Raw genomic sequence first — 24,598 nt, forward strand, 5'->3', positions numbered from 1 at the left:
TGGGTCAGATCGTTTACAGAAGCCTGCGCGGGATGGTTTCGTTCCATTCCTTTGTCAGAACTTCTGTTTTGTCCGCGCCTTCGGTGGCGCGCAGTTTTCGATGCAGATAGAAATTCTCGACGTCACAGGTCATCGCGTTTTCGGTGCTGATCTCGACCTGCCATTCGTCCCTCTCGAACGTGAAACGCCAGCCCGCCGTGAATTGCGCGGTCGCTGGGTCATCAGGATGGATCGCATAGCGCATGGCGACGTGGCTTCCGACGATCAGGCCGTGGCCGGGGTCCTGTGCTTTGCCGTAGTCGTCGAATGTCTCAAGTATGACGGTTCCGTCCGCTTCGATGCGCCGTTCGGATCGGCCCGACGGCGCGCGCAGCTCGGTGCTTTGCAACGTCGGATAATCCTGCGCTGGTCCGGGATGTGCAGGATCAGCTTCCTCAGACATCGTCCGAACCGGTAAATACAGCGCCGAACCTTGCAGTTGCAACGTCACCTCTGCTGCTTCTGGCGCGGGCCAAACGATTGGCCAGTAAGAGGTAGACAGCGCAAGACGCAGGATATGACCGGGTTTCACGCGATGCGCGCACTCATTTAGTGCAATTTCCGCACTGTAGACCTGACCGGGAACCAACGCTTCAGGGGTCTCGTGGCTCTTGTAGTGCGTCAGGTTCAGCGCCCGATAGGTGATCCGCTGAGAAACCCCATCCGGGGCGACATCACACAATCGCGCAATCAGTTGGGCTACCGGTCTGTCCGCGGTGAAGGACAGTTTCAGTCGCGCCCGTCCAAGCAGTTCAAGCGGCTTGTCCAGCGGTGCCGTATCGAAACAAAGCGACATTGCGTCATCGGCTGCTTGATCTTCGGCCAACTCATTGTCGATCCGCATGCCCGGGCAGAAATACCCGCCAGCCTGTCCGATATGGGCCGGATTCGATACGGCTGTCTCGGCCGTAGTGGCGACGTCGGAAAACCCACCCAATCCCAAATGCCAGACTTCATCGCTGACATTGGGCGACGGCCATTCTGTCTCGGCGATCCAGCGGCCCTGCCTGGGTTTGTTCTTTTTGCTCGGGCCAAAATGATCCTGCATATAGGTTCGGTAGGCGGGCAGGTCTTCGGCGCCATTCTGCTGCCCCTTCAGCCAGCGATCAAACCAGCCGATCACCTCGGAGTGGAAATCCCCAGCCTCTAGTTTCGAGATATGCGGATAGCGGTGCTCCCACGGTCCGATCAGCGCTTTTGACGGCACGGCCAGATTTGCTGCCAGCGCTGGCGGAGCGTTGACATATGCATCCGACCAACCCGTTATCGCAAGAACCGGAGCTTGAATCGCCGACCAATCCTCGCAAACCGAGCCATGTTTCCAGAACGCGCTGCGCGTTGGATGACGCAGCCAATCGGCTGCTGAGAATGGTACATTCTCAAGTCGGGCAAGCCAGTCTTCTCGCCAATCAGATCGCAGCTCGGGGTCTGCGGGCCGTGTCAAATAGGCGAACATCTGACTGCCCCAGTTGATATTGTCGCTTAACAGGCAGCCGCCCATGAAGTGTATGTCATCGGCGTACCGATCCACGGTCGAGGCGACACTGACCACCGCCTTGAGCTCGGGCGGATGGCGAAAGGCCAGCTGCAGCCCATTGAATCCTCCCCACGAGATACCGATCATCCCAATGTTTCCGTCGCACCAGTTTTGTGCGGCGATCCAACTCAGAACGGCTTCACCATCGCGGAGTTCCTGTTCCGAATACTCGTCGTCGAACTGCCCCTCGCTATCACCGGTTCCGGCAATGTCGACGCGGATGCAGGCGTATCCTGCCTCGGCAAATACTGGATGAGTGGTTGCATCTCGCGGCGCAGTTCCATCCCGTTTGCGATAGGGGAGGTATTCCAGAATGGCGGGTGACGGCCCGGTTTCGGGCAACCAAATTCGTGCAGCCAGTTTCCGACCATCCGGCAGGGGGATCCAGGTGTTTTCGATGATTTTTGTGGACATTCGGAGCGAGGTCCCGTTGTTGCGTTTGGTACAGCCAACCCGCATTCCGAAAATTATTGAACTGAGCTACTTTACGCGCTTTTATTCAATCTTTAGCATTATAGCGTCAAAACGCGAAAGAAATGACGCTTATGTCCGAAAGTTTTTCCGCAAATTTACGGTCTTTGTGCGCCGAGCGAGGCAATATCTCGCAAGTCTGTCGAGAAATCGGCCTGAACAGGCAGCAGTTTAATCGCTACCTCAACGGCGAAAGCTTGCCATCAGCCCACAACCTGCGCCGTATCGCTCGGTATTTCGATCTGCCTGAGGCGCAGCTTTTTGCGCCTCGGACGGATTTTGAAGAAACATTGAAAGACTCGATCGTCCGTCGGAAAGAAACTCCTGCCAGCTTGTTTGTTAAGCCGTACAGTGATCAGGTGAAGAATCTCAGACGCTATGTGGGCTTCTATCATTCTTTCTTTTGCACACCGTCTTGGCAGGGGCGCATTTTTTGTTCTCTGATCCGACTTAAGGAGGTGGATGGCGTCGTGACGATCCGCTCGCACGAAAACGCCACGTCCCCGGACAAAAGCGTTCGGCAGATTTCGCGCTACGAAGGGCTGGTTGCCCTGCGCGGTAACAGGATCTTCGCCACGGAACATGAATGCGGCAAGGAAGGAAGCATTGCGCAGACCATCCTTTATTCCGCGCATCGCCAACAGCTAAAATACTTGCGTGGCATGACAATGGGTGTGGCTTGGCGGCCGTTTCCACACCCTTATGCGGCGAAAACAATCTGGAAACGGCTTGATGAGCGCATTACCGCCCGTGAAGCGCTCACTGCCTGCGGTGTCTATTCAGAACAGAGTAAATCAATCGACCTGGCGGTCCGAAAGTACCTTTTGGGATCAGGCGATGCCCATTTTTCAGCGATACCAACAGAACTTGCCAATTGAGTGATGCATTTTGAAATCGCCGTTTAGTGGCGCCATTTTCGCACGGGGCGGATCCAGTTTGTGACTCAGAACCTTGTGATGACCGTCGCACCGATTGAGGTAAACTTATCCATCCCTATCAAGGCCTTGGGTGCGTCTTCCAGGCTGATTTTTTCCCCCACCAATCGCGCCGGATCCAACTTGCCATTTTTAATCATGTCGAGCATCGCGCCATAGCGATGCGCCTGCATCCCGTGCGAACCAAGCAATTCGATCTCTTGTCCTACGATCTTTGGCATGGGTACTGCTGGCGAAGCGTGATCACCCAGCATCAGACCGACCTGAATGTGCTTGCCGCGCGGACGCAGGCAGAGGATCGAGTTGGTCATAGTGACGGGATGACCCAAAGCGTCGATTGACACATGGGAGCCGCCTTTGGTAATTTCGCGGATCGCTTCGGGAACATCAGCATCTGTACCGTTAATGGTCGCAACTGCACCCAGTTCTTGCGCAAGTTCGAGTCTGGCTTCGTCTAGATCAACCCCGATGACATTGGCCCCGACGGCGGCAGCAATCATAACGGCTGACAGACCGACCCCACCGCAGCCATGTACGGCAACCCATTGACCGGCCGAGACCCTTCCTTGATCGACGATCGCGCGGAATGAAGTGGCAAACCTGCAGCCAAGGCTGGCGGCGGTTGCAAATTCCATGGTTTCAGGCAGCGCGACCAAATTAAGGTCAGCCTGATGAATTGGCACATATTCCGCGAAACTGCCCCAATGGGTAAAGCCGGGTTGCTCTTGATACAGACAGACTTGCTGATGCCCTGCGTGACATTCGCTGCACGTTCCGCAGCCGCAGACGAAAGGCACGGTTACCTTGTCGCCAACTTTCCAGTTCTTTACATCCCGTCCGACGGCTTCGACCACGCCAGCCAACTCATGACCGGGTATGTGAGGCAGCTCGATATCACTGTCATGCCCCATCCACCCGTGCCAATCGCTGCGACAAACGCCAGTGGCTTCGACCTTCAGAACAACGCCATGAGTATCGGGTGCAGGGTCGTCGACTATGACAACCTTGGGGGTTTGTTGGAACTTCTCGAACAGGACAGCCTTCATAGTGTGCTCTTTCATTTTTCGAAAAGTAGTGTGTACCTAAACCAACTCAGCCGAACTGATCCAGCCTTAGGGATGAACCCAGGTTGTGGCATTTTAGCACTATTTTAACCAAATCCAGTTTTAGACAAATTTAAGAAATCCACTCTCCTTAAACTTGCGCATATCTTTCTTTAGGTGGTGATGGGGAAATTCCCAAAAGCAATGTGTTGCTTTTGGGTGCAGCTCTTCTTTGCCTTCTGTGCTGGTGAATTGGGTTGTAGGGTCTCAAGGTGTCAAAGTTTTCAAACCTGCTGTTTGCGCTTTCTATTTTTCTATTTAATTCAACACCTTTGCTTGCCGCGCCGACTGCAGATTCAATTGTTGGAGACACTGTTAACAACCCTGTGACTGGTCTGGATACGACAGTCACTGCACTGATCGTGGATCCCGCTTCAACACCTACAGCCGGGACGACGGCTTTTGTTGAGACGGCGGATGGCTATGTGTTTCTCGTCAAAGATGCCGGCGATACAATTTACAACTCCGACAATCCCCCACTGGCATTTGAGATTGTATCCATAACGGGAACAACGGCTCAGATCAGTAATTCTGGTGCGACCGGAACGGCCAGCTTGTCCACTCAGCTGACCCTGTCTCAGTACAACAGCAACTTCAACAGTTCGGGTACTCCTGGCTCTGTCACCCCGCCGGTGAACGTCTCCGGACCTAACGGTGTGAGCCAGGTCGTTTACGGGCGAGATGGCAGCAATGGGCGCGATGGTGCGCTTGTTGTGCCACCAAGTTCAGGTGGAAACGGTGCCGATGGCCCAACCCAGACTCAAACCCTGAGCGGGAATGTCAACGCAACCAGCAATGTCGGTTGGCAAGTGGGTAGCGTTGGCGGTGACGGTGGTCAGGGCGGCGACTCGTATCTGAGCTTTTGGGACGGGCGCGATGGCGGCGACGGCGGGGAAGGCGGCACGGTAAACGCAACACAATCCTCCAGCAGCACGATCCAGACATCGGGCGACGGCTATGACGGTATATTTGCCTTCAGCCGCAGCGGCGAGGCTGGTGATGGTGGCAGCGGCTTCGCGGCTCCGGGTGGGGGCACCGGTGGCCACTCGGCAGATGGTGGCGACGTAACCGTTACGCAGCGGGGTGACATTTCTACGTCCGGCGACTCGGCTGATGGCATCTATGCGCTGAGCGTTTCGAACAACGGCGGTAATGGTGGGTCACAATGGGGGCTGGTTGGCTCGTCCGGTAACGGAGGCTATGGCGGTAGCGGTGGCACCGTAACGGTAAACACGACCTCAAGCGGTAGCATCTTGACGACCGGCGACTATGCGAACGGTATTTACGCCCAATCCATCGGCGGTTCGGGGGGGTCAGCGGGGACAAGTGGCAACTTGTTGGTTTCGCTCATTGGCGGGGCCGATAATGGCGGAAATGGAGGCAGGGTTAACGTCTCGCATGGTGGCGCGATTGAAACACAAGGTGATTTCGCGCGCGGTATTGTTGCCCAGTCCATCGGCGGCGGCGGTGGTTCGGGCGGAACTGCAGGCGGCCTGGTATCACTTTCTCTTGGTGGTGTGGGCTCGAACGGCGGTAGCGGGGACTCGGTGAATGTCACTGTGCAAGGTTCGGGAAGCATCCTGACTTCGGGCATTGGGGCTGACGGTGTCATGGCGCAATCCATCGGCGGCAGCGGCGGAACCGGTGCAAACTCCTATGGGCTTGTTGCGATTGGTGGCACAGGATCTCGGGGCGGAACGGGCGCTGCGGTAAGCGTCAGCAACTACGGGCGTATTGTAACCGAAGACGACAACGCCCGCGGGATTATCGCGCAATCCATCGGCGGCGGTGGCGGTGATGGTGGCTCGTCCGGTGGAATGGTCTCGGTCGGTGGCAATGGCAGCGGCGGTGGCAGCGGGTCCACTGTGACGATCGTGAATGACGGGATCATCACCACTTCGGGTGATGAGGCGATGGGTATTCTGGCCCAGTCGATTGGTGGCGGTGGCGGCAATGGTGGTTCGTCCGGTTCGGTAGGTGCGTTTGTCGGGGTAGCCATCGGTGGTGATGGCGGGGCCGGAGGGACCGGTGGCAATGTCAACGTAACCTTATCCAACACCGATGGCAGCCAGCCGTCGGCTATCCGGACTTCGGGCGCGCGCTCGGCAGGTGTATTTGCACAATCCGTCGGCGGCGGTGGCGGCAACGGTGGCGGAGCGGTCTCGGTTGCGGTTGGCGCATTTGGCGCGGCATCGGTCTCGGTTGGTGGGTCCGCTGGCAATGGTGGCAACGGTGGGACGGTCACGCTTAGCGGCAGCGGTTCAGCTTCGGTGCAGACCGGAGGCGACGACTCGGTTGGGGTGATGCTGCAATCTGTTGGCGGTGGCGGCGGCAATGGTGGCTATGCGGTATCTGTCGCAGCCTCTGGAGGTCCGGTATCGGGTTCGCTGGCTGTTGGGGTTGGCGGTGACGGAGGTACGGGCGGCACGGGTGGTCCGGTCACGGTTGGCCAGTTCGATGGTAGTGGCGTCGCAACGGCAGCTGGGTTTGAAGGCACTGTCGTCACGACCGGAAACCGATCGACAGGCATGCTGTTCCAGTCCGTCGGCGGGGGTGGTGGCAATGGTGGTTTGGCGGTCGCTGCGACCGGTGGCGCCTCGGCTCTGTTTTCGGGCAACGTATCAGTTGGAATTGGCGGCAAGGCCGGCAGTGCGGGCAATGGTGGACTTGTTCAGGTCTATACCAATGCTGACGTGACCACGACTGGCACAAGCTCCAGCGCGATTATCGCGCAAACCGTGGGCGGCGGTGGCGGTAATGGTGGTGGAAGCATCGCGGCCGGTATCAGCGCAAGCGGAGGCGCTGCGGTCGGGATCAACGTCGGTGTCGGCGGAGATGGTGGTGGTGCCGGTATCGGTGGCAACGTCACTTTGCGTGCCGGTGGGACCTCAATCGAAACCAGTGGCGCATTCTCCAGCGGTGTCGTTGCGCAATCCGTTGGCGGCGGCGGTGGTAATGGTGGTTATGCCATCGGTGCCAGTGCCGATATTGCGGGCGGCGCTGCCGGGTCCATCAGTGTAGGCCTCGGCGGTAAAGCTGGCGGTGGAGGTGCGGGCGGTACAGTGACGGCCCAAGTTGATGCGGATGTCACAACCCGTGGGGACGATGCCGGTGCGGTCGTGGTGCAATCCATCGGCGGTGGCGGTGGCAATGGCGGCTTCAGCGTCGCTGCTGGCTTGGCGGCCGGCGGTGGCGGTGCCGGAACGATTGGAGTCGGACTTGGCGGCGACGGAGGCAGCGGCGGCATAGGCGGTACGGTAACCGGCGTGCGCGTCAACGGCGACGTTCGGACCGAAGGTGCACGCTCGACGGCTGTCGTTATTCAATCCATCGGCGGTGGCGGTGGTAATGGTGGTTTCAATGTCACTGCCGGAGTGGCAGCGGCAGGAGCCGGTGCTGGGTCAATTGGCGTCGGGCTCGGCGGCAACGGCGATACAGGCGGCAATGGCGGCGTGGTTGAAGGCCAGGTTGCAGGAAACGTCACAACAGTGTCCGAAGGTTCAGGCGGCGTAGTTTTCCAATCCATCGGCGGCGGTGGTGGCAATGGTGGCTTCAACGTGACGGCCGGTGTTGCTGGTGCGGGGGCAGGTGGCGGTGCCGTCACCGTAGGCCTTGGTGGCGACGGCTCAGGAGGTGGAATCGGTCAATCGGTGACCGGTCGAGTCACAGGCACCGTAAGCACCGGTGGCGCGGACTCAACTGCCGTTCTGGCACAGTCCGTTGGCGGCGGCGGTGGCAATGGTGCTTTTAATGTTAGCGCGTCACTTGCAGGGGCTGGGGTTGCGAGCGGTGCAGTTTCAGTTGGCCTTGGCGGCGACGCAGGTACGGGCTCGACGGGTGGCACAGTCAATCTGACGATTACAAATACGATTGTAACTGTCGGGGACCGTTCTTCAGGCGTCGTCGCCCAATCCATCGGCGGTGGTGGCGGCAATGGTGGGTTTAATATCTCGGGGACTGGGGCCGGTGCAGGTACTGCAAGCGGTGCGGTCAGCGTCGGGCTTGGTGGAACGGGCGCAGGTGGCGGTAATGGCGGGTCGGTTACGCTAAGATCCAGTGGGACAATTCTGACGCAAGGCGACTCGGCGACAGCATTCCTTGCGCAGTCCATCGGCGGTGGCGGAGGTAACGGCGGGTTTAACGTCAGCGCATCGGTTCAGGGATCGGGCACTGCAGGGGCTGGCGTCTCGGTCGGATTGGGTGGCAACGGCGGCGGTGGCGGCGATGGCAGCACGGTCGATGCCACATCGAACAATGCGGTTGAAACGCAGGGGGATCAGTCCTCGGGCGTCGTAGCGCAATCCATCGGTGGCGGAGGCGGCAACGGTGGGTTCAACGTAGCCCCGGTTCTGTCGGGCGCAGGTACAGCCAGTGGTGCGGTGAGTGTAGGACTGGGTGGTTCAGGTGATACCGGCGGCAATGGCGGCATTGTCACGCTGACCTCGAATGGCACCATCCTGACGGATGGCTTCGCCTCTAGCGGGTTTGTTGCGCAGTCGCTTGGCGGTGGCGGTGGTAACGGCGGGTTCAATGTCTCGCCCACCGTGTCCGGGGCTGGAACGGGTGCGGGATCAGTTTCGGTTGGTCTGGGCGGCTCAGGGTCCGCCGGGGGTGACGGCAGTTTGGTGACGGCCAGCACAACAGCTAACGTGGTAACCCGAGGGGAGGCTTCGGTGGGTATCCTCGCGCAGTCCGTTGGTGGCGGCGGTGGTAATGGTGGCTTCAATGTCTCACCGGCTTTGGCTGGGGCCGGCACCGGATCGGGCGCGATCAGCGTTGGCCTGGGTGGGTCCGGTGGCAGCGGCGGCACGGGGGGTGTTGTTGGCCTGACGGTTGCCAATAGTGTTCAAACCGAAGGTGCGCAGTCCAGCGCAGTTGTGGCGCAATCAATCGGCGGCGGCGGCGGCAATGGCGGGTTCAACGTTTCTGCTTCCGTCGGTGGCGCAGGTACGGGTTCTGGCGCTGCGGCAGTTGGCTTGGGCGGCCGTGGAACTGGCGGCGGTGACGCCTCGGCGGTCACGGCGAATGTAACCGGGAATCTGATCACGCAAGGTGAAACCTCTAGCGGTCTCTTGGCACAATCTGTGGGCGGCGGCGGTGGCAATGGTGGCATGAACGTCTCGGTCGCAGTGGCCGCGGCGGGCACCGGATCAGGTGGCGCGTCAGTAGGCCTTGGCGGCGCGTCCGGCACCGGTGGCAACGGAGGCACAGTTGAAGCCACATTGAACGGCAACGTTTCGACACAAGGCGATGAATCCGGCGGGGTGATCGTGCAGAGCCTTGGCGGCGGTGGTGGCAATGGAGGCATGAATGTTTCCGCCACAGTCACTGTTGCCGGAACCGGCAGCGGCGGTGCGTCTGTCGGTCTTGGCGGCAGCGGTGGCGACGGGGGCGATGCGGATACGGCCGAAGGCACGGTCGTGGGCAATGTCACCACTTCAGGAGACAATTCAGGCGGCGTTTTGGTGCAATCTGCTGCAGGCGGCGGTGGCAATGGTGGGCTGAATGTATCAGCCGCCGTGAACATCTCGGGCACCGGAGGCGGCGCCGTTGGGGTTGGCATCGGTGGCTCGGGTGGCGATGGCGGTGCTGCGAGCGCGGCGACGGGGTCGGTCACCGGCGATGTCACTACAAGTGGTGAGAACGCGGCGGGCGTTCTGGTCCAATCCGTTGGCGGCGGCGGCGGTAATGGCGGCGTCAACATATCGGGCGCTCTGAGCATCGCACGCACTGGATCGGGTGCGGCAGGTATCGGCGTGGGCGGCTTCGGCGGCAGTGGCGGGACCAGCGGGGTAGTCGACAACACGTTCTCGGGCAATGTGAGCACCTCGGGTCCGCGGTCGGCAGGTATTATCGCACAAAGCCTTGGCGGAGGTGGCGGCAATGGCGCCACAAACATTTCCGGGGCCATTTCTGTAGCCAGCAACTATTCCGGCGGTTTGGGGATCGGCGTCGGCGGCTTTGGCGGGGACGGTGGTGCGGCAGATAACGTCACGCAGCGGGTCACCGGAGATGTCATGACAACCGGTGATGACTCGGTCGGCATTCTGACGCAAAGCCTCGGCGGCGGTGGTGGCAACGGCGGCACCAACATTTCGGCAGCGTTGTCTCTGTCCCGATCAGCCAATGCGGCGGTCGGCATCGGTGTGGGCGGTTTTGGCGGCGGCGGCGCTGATGCCGGAGCGTTGGTGCAATCGACAATCACCGGTGGAGTAACCACAACAGGTGATCGCAGCACCGGGATCCTGACACAGAGCCTTGGCGGCGGTGGTGGCAACGGCGGCACTAATATCTCGGCCTCGTTGGGTATCAGCCAGGAAAATGGCGGCTCGGTCAGTCTGGGCGTTGGCGGCTTCGGTGGCGGGGCGGGTAACGCTGGTGAAGTGAACAGCACATTGCGCTCAAGAACGGACAGCAGTGGCACAACTTCGGTGGTAACCACTGGCGTAGACAGTATTGGTGTCATGGCCCAATCGGTCGGCGGCGGCGGCGGTAACGGCGGTCTGAACGTTTCTGGCGCTGTCAATCTCACCGGCAAATCCGGTGCAGCGGTTGCCCTGGGACTTGGTGGCTTTGGTGGCGGTGGTGGCAATGCCGATGCGGTCACGTTGGATGTTCAAAGCGATGTAGTGACGGCGGGCGACGGATCGCATGGTCTGTTTGCGCAAAGCCTTGGTGGCGGTGGCGGCACCGGGGGCGTGAATATTTCGGGCACTCTGGCGCTGACCAAACCATCGGGGTCGGACACGATCTTTTCGGTTTCAGCGGGTGTTGGCGGCTTTGGCGGGGCTGGCGGTGACGCAAGTGACGTCGATCTGGACTATACCGGCAATGTGCAGGCCGTTCCGATGGTCGAGCAACCGGATGGAACATTCGCTGTTGATGAAAGCAAAGGAGCCAGTGGCATCATTGCTCAGTCGCTTGGCGGCGGCGGCGGTGACGGTGGTACGAACGTCTCGGGCGGCCTCGCGATCAGCGGCAAACCCGGCGCAGGCCAGACAGATAGCAGCAAATCCTACGCGGTTGTCGTGGGCGTCGGGGGCTTTGGTGGCGGCGGTGGAGACGCCGGAAATGTCGATGTGAACATTGGCGCAGGCAGTACGATCACAGCTCACGGCACTGGCCAATCCGGCCTGCTGGCCCAATCCGTTGGCGGCGGCGGTGGCAACGGTGGTCTGAACGTGTCAGGCGGGATCGTATCCGACAGCTCTCTGATCGTGGGCGTCGGTGGTTTCGCAGGCGATGGCGGTCAGGCCGGAGACGTCACGGTCACCTCGCAAGCGGATATTACGGTTACAACGAACCCGGACGATATCTCGATCCCCAACACAACGACCTTCGAAGACAAACTGCGCGATTTCCTGGGCGACTCGATCGTAGATGAGACCGAGGAATTGGCGTCGAACTTCGGGTTGGAACGCCTGTTCATCGACATGGGTGTCTTCAACGAAGAAAAACCCGATACCGATGGCTCGGCGGGTCTGCTGGCACAGTCCATCGGCGGAGGCGGCGGCAATGGCGGTCTGAATGTCTCGGGCGGTATTGCGCTCAGCAAAGATGGCAAGATCCCTTCGGTTACGTTTGGCGTCGGAGGCTTTGGCGGTGACGGCAATGTCTCGGGCAATGTGGGCGTCAATCACGCGGGAACTGTGTCAGTCGCCGGCAACTGGAAACATGGAGTTTTGGCCCAGTCGATCGCAGGCGGCGGTGGCAACGGTGCTTTGAACGTGACCGGGCAGCTGAACTATGGCGACTCCAACAACTCGGACGGCAAAACGGATCTGAGCATTGTGGGCGGCCTTGGCGGCCACGGAGGTACTGGTGCGGATGCGGGTGACGTGTCGGTCACTCAGACCGGCAACATCGCAACAAATGGCTATCACGCGCGCGGAATCTTTGCCCAGAGCATCGGCGGCGGCGGTGGCACTGGCGGCATCAATGCAACCTTTGTTGGTACTAAGGACAGCTCACCGATCGCGATGGGGATCGGCGGCTTTGGCGGCGGTGGCGGCGATGCGGGTGACGTGACCGTCGCGCGTGGCACAGCGGCCCTTGCTGCGGGGACAATCACGACCGATGGCGTTGGATCGCACGGTATCGAGGCGTCGAGCATTGGCGGCGGCGGCGGCGATGCCGGGATCAACGCAGTTGTGGGTATCAGCAAGACCACCGGCAATCAAAGTAACGGCGGCACCGGCGATTCCACGGATCGCAAGACACCGACCAATACCGGCGTCGATGACTCGGTCATCGCCAGCTACAACGCGGTTTTGGATGAGCTTGAAGGCAAGGTGAACCCTGCAGATTCCTCGGGCAACAAAACCGGAGTGTCGGCGGTGGTTGCCATCGGTGGCGATGCAGGTACGGCAGGGGACGGTGGCGAGGTCGATGTTGACCACTATGGTGATATCGTCACCTTGCAAGATGGCAGCCACGGTGTGTTTGGGCAATCCATCGGCGGTGGCGGCGGCAACGCCGCCTTGAACCTCGGCATGACCTATGAGCTTGCCTCCGACGCGACCAACAAAGGCTTTGGCTTGGCTATTGGCGGCGGCACGGGTGAGGGCGGCATCGGTGGTTCGGTGGATGTGCGCAATACAGGCGACCTCGCGACCTCGGGCGCAGATTCCCATGGTCTGTTTGCGCAGTCAGTTGGCGGCGGAGGCGGCAATGCTGGCTACAATTCGGCATCGACGTCGGTTGATGGCGGCAATGTAAACATCCAGATCGGCCGCACGGGTGGAACCGGGGGCAGCGGTGGGGACGTCTATGCCAGCTCGAACGGCGCGATCAGCACGACGGGCAACCGGTCTTATGGCTTCTTTGCACAGTCCATCGGCAATGGCGGGGGTAACTCGTCATCAACTTCGGTCAGCATCGGCACCCCGAAATCCGGCGACAGCAAAGGCAACAAAGCCAGCCTGTCAGTCGGGCTTGAAGGCGGTACGGGTGGCGCAGCAGGCGATGTGACTTCTGTGGTGGCGGGCACTGTTGTCACACAGGGCGATGACGCACATGGCGTATTTGCCCAGTCCGTTGGCGGCGGCGGCGGCAATGGTGGCAAGGCCAGCAACTCGGCTGGCAAGGGTACTTCAATTGCCTTGTCCATCGGTGGTACCGGCGGCACCGGAGGCGTTGGTGGCACGGTGGACGTGACCAACACTGCCCAGATCGCAACGTTAGGAGATCGCTCGATTGGGCTGATGGCGCAATCCATCGGTGGCGCAGGCGGAACTGGCGGCATGGTACAGGCCGGACAATCGAACCTCGATACCATCAAAGCTGTGGTCAACCCGTCCACAGTCGGCACCACAGCATCGATCAACATAGGCGGTACCGGTGGGGACGGTATGACCTCGGACATCGTTACCGTAGTGAGTGACGGAATAATCAACACTGCAGGCACCATGGCCCATGGTATCTTTGCGCAGTCCGTCGGAGGCGGCGGCGGCATGGGTGGTGTCGTGGAAAACCGCATCATCAGCCTGCGTAAGGAGATTGGAAACACCGCGACATTGTCCATCGGCGGCAACGGCGGCTCGGGTGCGATGTCGGCGGCGGTATCTGTGACCAACCGGGACGTGATCCTGACCACGGGCGACAAGTCGGTGGGTATCTACGCGCAATCGGTCGGCGGTGGCGGTGGTGATGCACAGCAGGTTCGAAACATTATTCTGGGCCGGTCCTCGGAGGGGTCTACGACAAACGCGATCCTTATTGGTGGCACCGGCGGCACCGGTGGTTCTGGCAGTACAACCACTGTTGTGAACGAAGCCGATGGTACGATCGTGACCAGCGGAGCCGAAAGCCACGGTATCTTCGCACAGTCTGTCGGCGGTGGCGGCGGCAATGGCGGATCGACAATCTCGGTTGATGGTCGCTATGGCGGGGCCGAGGCGAGCACTCGGCGGGCGTTGCAGTTTGGCCTGGGTGGCTCGGGTGGTTCCGGTGGAACCGGAGGCAACGTGGCCGTCACAAATGCAGGTACGATCCTCACCATTGGTGCAGGTGCGCATGGCATCTTTGCTCAATCCGTTGGTGGTGGCGGCGGCAACGGTGGGAGTTCGATCACAGGGACTTTGCGGCTGAAGACGGGGGACAGCAGCTCTCCGACCGCGCAGTTGAACATCGGTGGTTCGGGTGGCAGTGGCAATGCTGCCGGAAACGCGGTTGTCACCAATACCGGCGACATCCGCGTTGATGGCGAAGGGGCCTACGGTATCTTCGCGCAATCCGTTGGTGGCGGCGGCGGTAACGGTGGTTTGGCCGTCGCGATGGATGTGAACGACCTCAAAAACACCATGACCGGCCAGTCATACTCGAAGATCGCCATTGGCGGTTCTGGTGGTGACGGGGCGGATGGTGGAGATGTCACGGTCAACCATACCGGTACGATTGTCGTGAACGCTGAAAACGGGTTCGGTATCTATGCCCAATCCGTAGGTGGCGGCGGCGGCAATGCAGGATATTCGGTATCGTCGCCCTTAGTCTCGGCGCTGGATTACACGATCTCTCATGTGTTGGGCGCGCGAGAAGGGACCACCGGATCGGTGGGAACCGCGAATGTCAATTCAACTGGTGACATTCTGGTGAATGGTGCAGGCAGCGAGGCCATCTTCGCACAATCCGTTAACGGCGGCGGCGGCAACTCTGAAACATCGGTCGACTTTACGACTGCGACGGTAAGCGCGGGTGGAACCGGCACTGTTTATATCAGTGACATCTCGCTGGGCGGTGATGATGTTTCGGGCACAGCGGGCAGCCAGGTTGCCCAGTCGCACGTCGGTAACATAGCGACCACCAGCGACCGCTCGACAGGTCTGATGCTGCAGAGTGTTGGCGGCGGTGGTGGCACATCGGCCAACAACATCAGCCTTCAGGATGGCGACGGTATCGAGATTGATGCGCGCCTGGGCGCGATTGATACGAATGATGCAGCAGGTGGCGATGTGTTCGGCAGCCGGACGGGCGATGTCGGCACTGATGGTGCGTTTTCCTCGGCAGGTACGGCGCAATCTATTGGCGGCGGCGGCGGTAAGCTGGTGCTCAACAGCACGGGCACGGCTGATACCAACAGGTTTGCTTCGGTAATCCTGGGGTCCGATCCAAGCTTCCGCAACAACGGCGGTGATATCGATCTTGATCTGAATGGAGATGTCTTCACCAGCGGTGACCGGTCCTTTGGCCAAAGCGTTCAAAGCATCGGCGCGGGCGGTGGTGAAGCTGTCGTTGCTGGTCTTGGAGGCGTCGATGTGACCCTCGGGGCGCAGGACGATTCAACTGGAGATGGCGGCAACGTCGATTTCACCAATACCGGTGACGTAAACACAAGTGGTACCGGATCGCATGCGTTCGTGATCCAGAGCATCGGTGGTGGCGGTGGTCTTGTCACGACAGACCTGGACCCCAGCCAGGTGACCGTAAATCTGTCAGCTGCAAATGGCGGGGACGGCGGGGACATTCTAATCTCGCAAACTGGTAACACGATCACCAGCGGAGAGAACGCGATCGGTGTTGCAGTGCAATCGCTGGGTGGCGGTGGCGGCATCGTCGACTCCATATTCCGGGGTGCCGCAGGTGGCGCCGGGTCGGGCGGTGCTATCGACATGACCCTGACCGGCAATGTGTTGTCGGTCGGCGACGGGGGCATTGGTGTCTTTGCTCAATCCGAAGGCCGTGACGGGGCAGACGCCATCATGCTTGGTTTCGATGGTGTTGTCATGGGCGGCACCGGGCAAGCGAATTCGGTTGCCTCGATCATTGTCGACGGAGGTACCGACAACACGCTGACCCTATCAGAAGACACGGTGCTGATCGCGGGCAATAACCAACTGGTGAACGGCGGCGATGGCAATGAACAAATTACGCTGTCCGGACGCGCGCTTGGGAACCTGAACCTTGGTGACGGGACGAATGGCCTGACCGTGGAAGATGGTGCAACCTTCTATGCATTGGATACCGTGAATCTGGGCGACGCCGGGCTCATGCAGGTGGATGGCAACTTGGTTCTGGGCGCAAATTGGGGCGTCGACGGAGGCCTGACGGCTGCTGTTCAAGCGGATGATTTTTCCTTCACCGAAAATGTCAGCCAGACCACGAACGTGACCGGAAGTCTGGCCTTTGGCGGCACTGCGACTTCAACGTTCGACGTGTATTTCCGAACCACTGGCATATCGGGTGGAGACAGCGATCTGATCAATGTCACCGGGGATGCCACCATTGGTGGTACATTGGTGCCGCGGTTGAACACGCTCGAACGCGCGTTGCCGCTTGTCATCATCAATCCCGATGGAACGGCCGCAGATGCTGGCACGACCATCCAGGACACTGTGGTTCTTGATTACTCCATTGGTTTGAACGGGGCGACGTCGGACGGCAGTTCGATCGATCTGGTGATCACACCAGACTATTCGACGCCTAGGATGAACTCCAACCAGACCGCGATCGGTGACTATATCAATGATGTCCTGAACGGGCGGGGAACGTCCGAACAGGGCGAGCTTTTGGCGCTGATCGGGAACATGCAATCCGAGGCCGATGTGATCGCGGCCATTGAGAGCTTGTCGACAGCGGACTACGCCGCAGATGCGGTGGATGCGTATTTTGGCACGCGGGTATTCGCGGATACGCTGCAAAACTGCGAACGCTACACCAATTATCAAGCCGGGGATGATCCGCGTAACTGTATCTGGTTTACCGGCGGCCGCTATTTCTTCGACCGCGAGCAGACCGGGATTTACAACGATCTGAACGTCAATAACACCAATTGGTCGGCGGGTGTCCGTCTACCGGTGGGGGATGAGTTGTATGCAGGGTTTGCCCTGGGCTACGACCAGATCAGCCTGCAGAACGGATCGCAATACAATGCATCCGGCGATCGGTTCAATCTGGGTGCATCGCTGACCAAATACACAGGCGCGTGGGAGTTTACGGCCATGCTGTCGGCAGGTTGGTCAAACTACGATACAAGCCGTGCAGGTGGGATCCGGGGCGTTTTGCCCAATGGCACAATTGTGGACACCGTTGGTGTCAGCGAGATCAAGCACAAGATGAACAACCAGAACCTGCGGCTCAGCCTGGCGTATGATCAAAGACTTGGCGCTGGTGGAGCGTATCTGCGCCCCGAACTGGCCGTCGATGCGACGCGGTTGGCGACGGAAAGCAATGGCGATGCCACTTTGTCAGGTGTCGTCTTGCAGGACGACAACGAGGTGATCTATTCGCTGACGCCGTCGATTGAGATCGGGACCGAGCAGATCCTGAGCGCCTCGCAGAAACTGCGTGCGAGCTTGCGCGCCGGTGCCATCCTCTCGTCTGACGACACAGTGTCGATAACCGCTGGCTTCAGTGGGGCCAGCGCCGCCGACGGAGGGTTCGTGAATACCAGCTATATCGGTGACGCCCACGGCGTCGTGTCCGCGCGGTTGGGATTGTTTGCTTTGGATGACAGCAGCTTTATCAACCTGAGCCTGGACCATATGTTTGGAGACTCAACCGAAGCCCTGCAGGTTGGCATTGGCCTTGGGATACAATTCTAGTTTATGAGGAACAGCAGTATGAAAACTTGGATCTACGCTTTGGTGGCGTCGTTCGGTTTGACAACTCAACTTGGCGCACAGGAAAACGAAGCGCCATTGTGGTCGGTCAACTGCAGCAATCAGGTCAACGGAACTGAATTGATTTGTGAAATGACCCAGACCATTATCTTAACCGAGAACAATCAAAGGCTTGCCTCGATTGCGTTCGTCAAACCTGCCGGCAGAGACGAGATCGAAGCGGTGCTGACACTGCCATTTGGCCTGCTGTTCTCTGAAGGGCTGATTGCTAAAGTGGATGATGCCGAGATCGCGCGGCTGGATTTTCTAACCTGCGAAGCACAGGGTTGTTTTGCCCGTTCTCCTGTTTCTCAGGACTGGATGTCAAAGATGCGCGCTGGCAATCTGTTGAGTATTGAAAGCGTAAACCGGGTCGGCGATCCGATTTCCTTTGGTTTCGATCTGGCGGGATTTAGCAGAATATCCGATATGCTGCCGTGATTGCTTGGCCTTCCTTCCAGAAGGCCGCGCAGGCCTTCTTGGTCAGCAACGCGTAGAAGGGTCTGACCAGAGCGTTCATTTTGTGATTGCGCTCGCAACGAACGGAGGCTGCGGCGTAGGGCTATGTGATGGCTTTGGATTTCCGAAATGCGATCGTTCGCGCCGACTAGTTCTCAGAGACACTCCCGGTCGGCGATGTAGAGGGTGCGGTCCAGAATCGCCAGCCCTGTCATCAGGTCGTCTTCACTGATGTTGAGCGGTGGGGTCAGGCGGATCACGTTCGAGAAGAAGGACAGGTAGAGGCCTTCGTTCATCGCAAAGCTCATCATCTCGCTCATGGGTTTGGCGTCCGCACCTTTGGCGGCAAACGGCACCAGCGGTTCGCGGGTGTCGCGGTTCTTGACCAGTTCGATCCCGTTAAACATGCCCTTGCCGCGAATATCCCCGATCGAGGGGTGTTTCTTTGCCAGCTTGTGCAGCTCTGCGCGCATCTTTTCACCCATCGCGGTGGCATGGTCCAGCGTGCCTTCTTCCTGCATGGCACGGATCGCGGCGACGCCTGAGGCGCAGGCAAGGGGATGGCCAGCATAGGTCAGACCCCCGGGTAGCGGGGTGTCGCGCAGCCAATCATGCAATTCGGTACTGACGGACATTGTGCCAAGCGGGACGTAGCCCGAGTTAATGCCTTTGGCCGAGGTGATGATGTCCGGTTGAACACCCCAGTGATCCACAGCGAACCATTTCCCGGTCCGGCCAAACCCGGCCATGACCTCATCCGCGATCAGTAGGATGCCATATTTCTCGCAGGTTGCCTTAATAGATTGCAGATATCCGTTGGGTGGCACGATGATCCCGTTTGTGCCGACAATAGGTTCCAGAATGACAGCGGCCACGGTGTTGGGGTTTTCATACATCAGGATTTCTTCCAGATGCGGCCCGCCTTGGGCGACCGGGCACTGGGCCGGGTCTTTGTGGCCTGTTGGTAACCGATAGACGTAAGGATCAAGCATCCGCACGATGCCCGGCATATCGGCGCGGGTCAGATGGTGGCGCGGGTCGCCGGTCAGCGATAGCGTGCCACCGGTTGCCCCGTGGTAGGAACGGTAGCGGGCAATGATCTTTGTCCGACCGGTGTAATGCCGCGCCAAACGGATCGCGGTTTCATTGGCGGCGGACCCTCCTGTTGTAAAAAAGGTTGATGTGATGTTGGCAGGTGTGATCTCGGTCATGATTGCCGCGAGTTCTGATCGAACATCCGAGCCCATGGCCGGGCCGATATAACAAAGCTTGTCCGCCTGATCCTTAATCGCTTGTACGATCTTGGGGTGCTGATGACCCATATTGGCGTTCACCAGCTGGCTTTGAAAATCGAGGTAGCGTTTGCCATCGCTGTCCCAGAACCAGCTGCCCTGGGCGCCGGTTATGACGCGCGGGCGGCTGCCCTGCTTTGACCAGCTTTGCAGGTAATGGTCCGCGTGCATGTCTTTGACCCATTCGGGATCATGGGAGGGGTAGGCGTTGCTGAAGTCTTCCATAACAGGCCTCTTGGCGTGCGGGGTTGGGATCAATCGATGATGGTTACTGGCTGGCCCAAAGCGTCTGCATCAGGCCTGACGCCAAGGCCGGGGCCTTCGGGTGGGGCGATGCGACCGTTCCGGCGGCTAGGTACATTCGGATCGAGACGCGGTTTGACATAGTGGGACAGATCGCATGTATTCATGATGCCGTGCGCTGGGGTTGAGGCCGCAAGATGCAGCGAGGCGGCCGTCGTAACATCGCTGCCCCAGGTATCCTCGATGCACATCTGCGTGCCAAGCGACAGGCAGAGATCGCGGATTTGACGCATCGTCGAAAGGCCGCCCATCTTCGACAGTTTCAGCGCAGCAGCATCCATGCAGCCAGCGCGGTGTCCTGCCAGAACCGAATGAATGTCACAGGCGCTTTCGTCCAGCTTCATCGGCAGACCAGTCGCGGCGCGGACATGGGCGCATTCCTCGATCGTGGCGCAAGGTTGTTCCAGCATGATGTCCAGATGCGAGACAGCGCGGCCAACTCGTGTGGCGGTCAGCGTATCTGACCCGCAATTCCAGTCTCCATAAACCAACGGGCCATGACCAACAGCCTCGCGCACTTGAATCAAACGAGCAACGTCGGCTTCCCAGTTGTTATCTGCACCCAGCTTCACCTGAAACTGTCGCATGCCCTGATCAAAGGCATCGCGCGCCATGTGCGCCATTTCTTCCGGTGCGATACAGGTGATTGAATGATACAGCGGCATATCGGCAACGGCGCGCCCACCGAGCAAAGCATATAGCGGCAGTCCTGCTGCCTGTGCGGTCAGATCCCAAAGCGCTGTATCAATGGCTGACTTGGCGTAGCCATGCCCGATCAGATGCTTATTAAGGCGCTCCATCAGCGCTTCGGGACCAACCGGGTTAGCGCCGATGACAACGGGTGCCATCTCTTCAAGCGCTGGAGCCACGCCCTTGGCATAGGCGGGTAAATAATGCGGGATCGGACAAACCTCTCCCCAGCCCGATGCGCCGGTGTCGGTATCCAGGCGGACGACCACGGAAACCGTCGTATCGCAGGTCTTGCCCTCGGCCATGTAATAGGTGTCATGCGAGGTCAGCGGGACTTCCCAGGCGGTGATGCGAGTAATCTTCATCAGGCGGTTTCCATCAGGCGCAGGATTCGTAGGTTGCGACAGGTGGGCCAAGCCTGTCAAAGTCCGGCGTCACCCCAAGCCCCGGAGTATCTGTGGCATAGAGTTTACCGTCCCTTACTGTGGGGCCGCCAATCCCGGTGTTTCGTGTGTTGTAGTTCATCAGATCGGTCGAGTTGATCAGCATCTCTTGGGGTGTTGAGGCCGCAAAATGAGCCACCACAGCAGTGGTGATCTGCCCACCCCATGTGTCCTCTGAAACAACCGGAATACCGTGATCAATCAGAAAATCACGCACCCGGCGGGCTTTGGACAGGCCGCCCAGGTTAGAAATCTTCAAGCAACAAATTTCGGCACCCCGATCGTTCACGATGCGTCGGGCCATTTCAATCCCGGTGACGCATTCATCCAGTTTCATTGGTTGCTCGGCTACGCGGCGCACCTGCTGGCACTCGTGGTAACTGTGGCAGGGTTGTTCGAGGATAAAATCCAGATCGCGGGTTGCGCGCGCCACACGGATGGCGTTGTCAACGCGCCAACCCTGATTGGCATCTGCCATAGCCTTTTCACCGGGTTTCAGCAGGGGCACGCCTTCGCGGATACGGTCGATATCGGTCACCCAGTCGCCACCTACCTTGATCTGGAACTGCCGGTATCCCGCTGCGCGGTGCTGCTCCATCTCGGCGATGGTTTCTTCCAAGACAGGCTTTTGCGGCACAACCCGGTACATCGGCGCACCATCGGTGAGTTTGCCGCCCATCAGCATCCAAACAGGTTGTCCGGTGGACCGTCCCAGAATATCCCAACACGCTGCATCAAAGGGCGCTTTGGCGTAGCCGTGACCTTGGACCGTGCCATCCATCAACCGTTCGATCTTGGACAGCTGGCGGGGATCTTCCCCCAGCAAGCGCTGGGCGACGAGGCGGGCAAAGGCCTCGACGCCTTCGGAATGGGCGATCATGTAGTTCTCGCCGCATGGGGCAAACTCGCCGCAGCCCTGTAGACCCGCATCCGTGTCGATCACCACTACCGAAGACATCGACGTTGTGATCGCGTTGCCCGCGCCCCAGCCGTATGATCCGCCGACATAGGGCAGGGGGGTTTTGAACACACGGATACGGGTTATCTTCATGGCGTCACCATAGGGCTTCCGCGATGGCCGATGCTCTGGTTTTCAGATCACGCCAGTTCACGAACTGCGTCCGTGCGTGGGCGTTCGGATTTCGGATCATAGGCTGCTTCGCCGAGGACACGCCCTTTGCGGGGTACACCAGCGATAACTACTTCGATCTTTGTGCCCGGAACATTCACGTGTGGCTTGACGTAAGCAAAGGCGAGGATTTTGCCGACGCTGTGGCCATAGGCGACCGAGGCTATTGCACCGACAACCTCGCCGTTGATCCGAATAGCCTCACCCCCATGACCATCTTCGACCCCATCCGGTTCGATCTCCAAATAGGCGCAAATCCAAGGCATCTCGCCCGCCTCAGACTGAGCGGCACTGGCGCGCGTTGCTTCGACACCCAGATACTCTTTGTCCAGCTTGAAGAACCGGCTGACATTGGCCTCTGGCAGCGTGACCTCGTTGGTCAGTTCTCCAGCACCGGGGAATGCTTTTTCCATGCGCAGGCTGTTCATCGCAAACGAGCCGTAGTTTTCGATGCCAAATTCCTCGCCGGCAGCCCACAGTGCGTTGTAGACGTCAAAACAGGCTTCATCCGGCATATGGAATTCCCAGCCCAGTTCGCCCGCATAGGACATGCGGAAGGCCCAGACCTTGTGCCCCGCAATGGTGATTTCCTGAGCCGACAGCCAGCGGAACCCGGCGTTGGACAGGTCCGCGTCGGTGCATCTGGCCAGCACCTCGCGGGAATTTGGCCCGTTCAGGGACAAAGCCGACCAATCTTCGGAGAGCGTTTTGACAAAGACTGTCTCTCCCGTGAGGTTCTGGTTCAGGTGATCGACAAGGCGTTGTTCGAAGAAGGCGGCACATACAAGGTAGAACCGATCTTCAGCCATGCGAACGATGGTCGTCTCAAGCTCGATCCGGCCTCGGCGATTCAAAAAGTGGGTCAGCGTGATCGAGCCGTCTTTCTGCGGCATCTTGTTGGCCGTCAGACGGTCAAGATAGGCATAGGCATCGGGGCCTGAAACTTCGACTTTGGTGAACGCGGTCACGTCCATGATGCCGACGCGTTCACGTACGGCCTGGCATTCCAGCGCCACCATGTCGAAAACCTCGTTACGGCGGAACGAATAGTGATCACGCTGTTCAACACCATTGCGCGCGAACCAGCGGGGGCGTTCGTGGCCGAAAACCTCTTCATAGACCGCGCCCTTTTCCTTGAGGATTTCATAAAGCGGCGAGGGTTTGATCGGACGCCCTGCAAGGCGGTTGAAATGCGGAAAGGGGATCTCGTGCCGTAGCTTGTAATCCTCATGCGCCTTGATGACCTGCCAGTCTTTCTTGGCATAGCTGCCAAAGCGGCGCGGATCGTAGTCACGCATATTGATATCAGCAGCACCGTGTACCATCCATTTGGCCAGTTCACGGGTCAGACCAGGCCCCCAACCGATGCCGATCTGCGTGCCACAGCAGCACCAGTAATTCTTGACGCCCGGTGCGGGGCCGACCATCGGGTTGCCATCTGGCGGGTGGCTGATTGCACCATGGACTTCACGGGTGATGCCCAGTTCAGAAAAGATCGGCATCCGTTCTAATGAGTTTTCCAGCCATGGCATAACACGGTCATAATCCGCCTCGAACAGCCAGTTTTCGTACTCCCATGGGCATTCATCATGCCAGACAGAGTTCGAGTTCTCCTTTTCATAGATCCCGATCAGGCCCTTTTTCTGTTCCATGCGGATATAGCCCGAAACCATCTTGTCATCGCGGATCACCGGCAGCTCAGTTGTCAGGTCTTTGAATTCCGGCACATCTTCAGTGACAAAATAATGATGGGTCATCGAGGTCATAGGCAACTGCAGGTTTGACCATTCGCCCATTTGACGGGCATATGTGCCACCGGCGTTGACCACGTGTTCGCAGGTGATGGTGCCTTGTTCGGTTTTCACCACCCATTCACCTGCATCGTTCTGGGTGATGTTGGTCGCGCGACAGTGGCGGAAAATCTTCACACCTTTCTGACGGGCCCCAGCGGCCATGGCCATAGTCACGTTCGAAGGATCAACGTGACCGTCATCTGGCGTGTAAAGCGCGCCAATGACACCGTCGAGGTTATAGTAGGGGTGCATTTCAGCTATGAAGTCAGGCCCTACCAACTCGATGTTGAACCCCAGCGCTCGGCCAACTGATAATGTGTGGCGCAGCCAGTCCATCTCATCCTCGGTATAGGCCAGACGGAATGAACCGCAGCCGTGCCACGTGACCGCCTGACCGGTTTCTTCCTCAAGTGTCTTGGAATAGAGGCCAATGTTATAGTCGACCATCTTGCCCAGCCCGTAGGAACTGGTGGAGTGAGTGATCTGACCAGCGGCATGCCAGGTGGAGCCCGAAGTCAACTCGGCCTTTTCCAACAGTACCGTGTCTTCGCCCCAACCTTCATGGCCCAGGTGATAGGCCAGTCCGCAACCCATGACGCCACCGCCGACAATGACGACCTTTGCGCGTGCAGGCAGTTCCTTTTTAGACATCGCAACTTCCTGTTTCCGAGACATGGAATTCTGTGGACTTCCTATTGCTACATATGTACCATTGTCAATGAAAAATGGCACAAATGTACATACCGAGGTAAGCAATGTGCGGTACAGATGTTTCAAGTGGTATTGTGACGCGTACGGATGTTACGAAT

The 24,598-nt window shown here is 59.1% G+C and carries 9 protein-coding genes; 3 read left to right on the top strand and 6 right to left on the bottom strand.

Going from position 1 to position 24,598, the window contains the following annotated elements:
- Positions 1–13 precede the first annotated feature (13 nt).
- A complete protein-coding gene (locus tag ACR0NE_RS02695) occupies positions 14–1,990 on the bottom strand; it encodes a CocE/NonD family hydrolase (RefSeq protein ID WP_480459508.1) in 1,977 nt (658 codons plus the stop codon).
- Between the two features lie 131 nt (positions 1,991–2,121).
- Here ACR0NE_RS02695 and ACR0NE_RS02700 point away from each other — a divergent pair, with 131 nt between their 5' ends.
- Complete coding sequence (locus tag ACR0NE_RS02700; protein ID WP_170407624.1) at positions 2,122–2,925, top strand: helix-turn-helix domain-containing protein; 804 nt, start codon at positions 2,122–2,124, stop codon at positions 2,923–2,925.
- A gap of 65 nt (positions 2,926–2,990) precedes the next feature.
- Here ACR0NE_RS02700 and ACR0NE_RS02705 read toward each other — a convergent pair whose 3' ends face one another.
- The gene (locus ACR0NE_RS02705) at positions 2,991–4,028 is read right to left on the bottom strand and encodes a zinc-dependent alcohol dehydrogenase family protein (protein ID WP_170596251.1); all 1,038 of its coding nucleotides are present in this window, start codon (positions 4,026–4,028) and stop codon (positions 2,991–2,993) included.
- Positions 4,029–4,411: 383 nt separating this feature from the next.
- On the opposite strand from ACR0NE_RS02705, the gene ACR0NE_RS02710 reads away from it, so the two are divergent.
- Positions 4,412–17,623, top strand: a complete 13,212-nt coding sequence (locus ACR0NE_RS02710) for an autotransporter outer membrane beta-barrel domain-containing protein (protein WP_170596249.1) — start codon at positions 4,412–4,414, stop codon at positions 17,621–17,623.
- An 18-nt stretch (positions 17,624–17,641) separates the two neighbouring features.
- A complete protein-coding gene (locus tag ACR0NE_RS02715) occupies positions 17,642–18,121 on the top strand; it encodes an invasion associated locus B family protein (protein ID WP_170407630.1) in 480 nt (159 codons plus the stop codon).
- A gap of 173 nt (positions 18,122–18,294) precedes the next feature.
- On the opposite strand, the gene ACR0NE_RS02720 is transcribed toward ACR0NE_RS02715, so the two are convergent.
- Genes ACR0NE_RS02720 through ACR0NE_RS02735 form a run of 4 tightly spaced genes read right to left on the bottom strand, consistent with a single transcriptional unit; the run spans position 18,295 to position 24,440 of the window.
- The gene (locus ACR0NE_RS02720) at positions 18,295–19,656 is read right to left on the bottom strand and encodes an aminotransferase class III-fold pyridoxal phosphate-dependent enzyme (protein ID WP_170596247.1); all 1,362 of its coding nucleotides are present in this window, start codon (positions 19,654–19,656) and stop codon (positions 18,295–18,297) included.
- Positions 19,657–19,685: 29 nt separating this feature from the next.
- On the bottom strand, positions 19,686–20,789 hold the full coding sequence (locus tag ACR0NE_RS02725) for an enolase C-terminal domain-like protein (RefSeq protein ID WP_170596245.1): 1,104 nt from the start codon (positions 20,787–20,789) through the stop codon (positions 19,686–19,688).
- A gap of 13 nt (positions 20,790–20,802) precedes the next feature.
- Positions 20,803–21,918, bottom strand: coding sequence for a mandelate racemase/muconate lactonizing enzyme family protein (locus ACR0NE_RS02730; protein WP_170596243.1), 1,116 nt, complete (start codon positions 21,916–21,918; stop codon positions 20,803–20,805).
- A 47-nt stretch (positions 21,919–21,965) separates the two neighbouring features.
- Entirely contained in the window at positions 21,966–24,440 is a 2,475-nt protein-coding gene (locus tag ACR0NE_RS02735; protein WP_170596241.1) for an FAD-dependent oxidoreductase, read from the bottom strand.
- Between the last annotated feature and the right edge of the window lie 158 nt (positions 24,441–24,598).

The organism is Ruegeria sp. C9 (assembly GCF_056537585.1).

What these genes read in the sequence shown, in the direction of transcription:
- ACR0NE_RS02700 (WP_170407624.1), top strand. Translation starts at nt 2,122, where the DNA reads ATGTCCGAAAGTTTTTCCGCAAATTTACGGTCTTTGTGCGCCGAGCGA.
- ACR0NE_RS02730 (WP_170596243.1), bottom strand. Translation starts at nt 21,918, where the DNA reads ATGAAGATAACCCGTATCCGTGTGTTCAAAACCCCCCTGCCCTATGTC.
- ACR0NE_RS02705 (WP_170596251.1), bottom strand. Translation starts at nt 4,028, where the DNA reads ATGAAGGCTGTCCTGTTCGAGAAGTTCCAACAAACCCCCAAGGTTGTC.
- ACR0NE_RS02725 (WP_170596245.1), bottom strand. Translation starts at nt 20,789, where the DNA reads ATGAAGATTACTCGCATCACCGCCTGGGAAGTCCCGCTGACCTCGCAT.
- ACR0NE_RS02720 (WP_170596247.1), bottom strand. Translation starts at nt 19,656, where the DNA reads ATGGAAGACTTCAGCAACGCCTACCCCTCCCATGATCCCGAATGGGTC.
- ACR0NE_RS02715 (WP_170407630.1), top strand. Translation starts at nt 17,642, where the DNA reads ATGAAAACTTGGATCTACGCTTTGGTGGCGTCGTTCGGTTTGACAACT.
- ACR0NE_RS02695 (WP_480459508.1), bottom strand. Translation starts at nt 1,990, where the DNA reads ATGTCCACAAAAATCATCGAAAACACCTGGATCCCCCTGCCGGATGGT.
- ACR0NE_RS02735 (WP_170596241.1), bottom strand. Translation starts at nt 24,440, where the DNA reads ATGTCTAAAAAGGAACTGCCTGCACGCGCAAAGGTCGTCATTGTCGGC.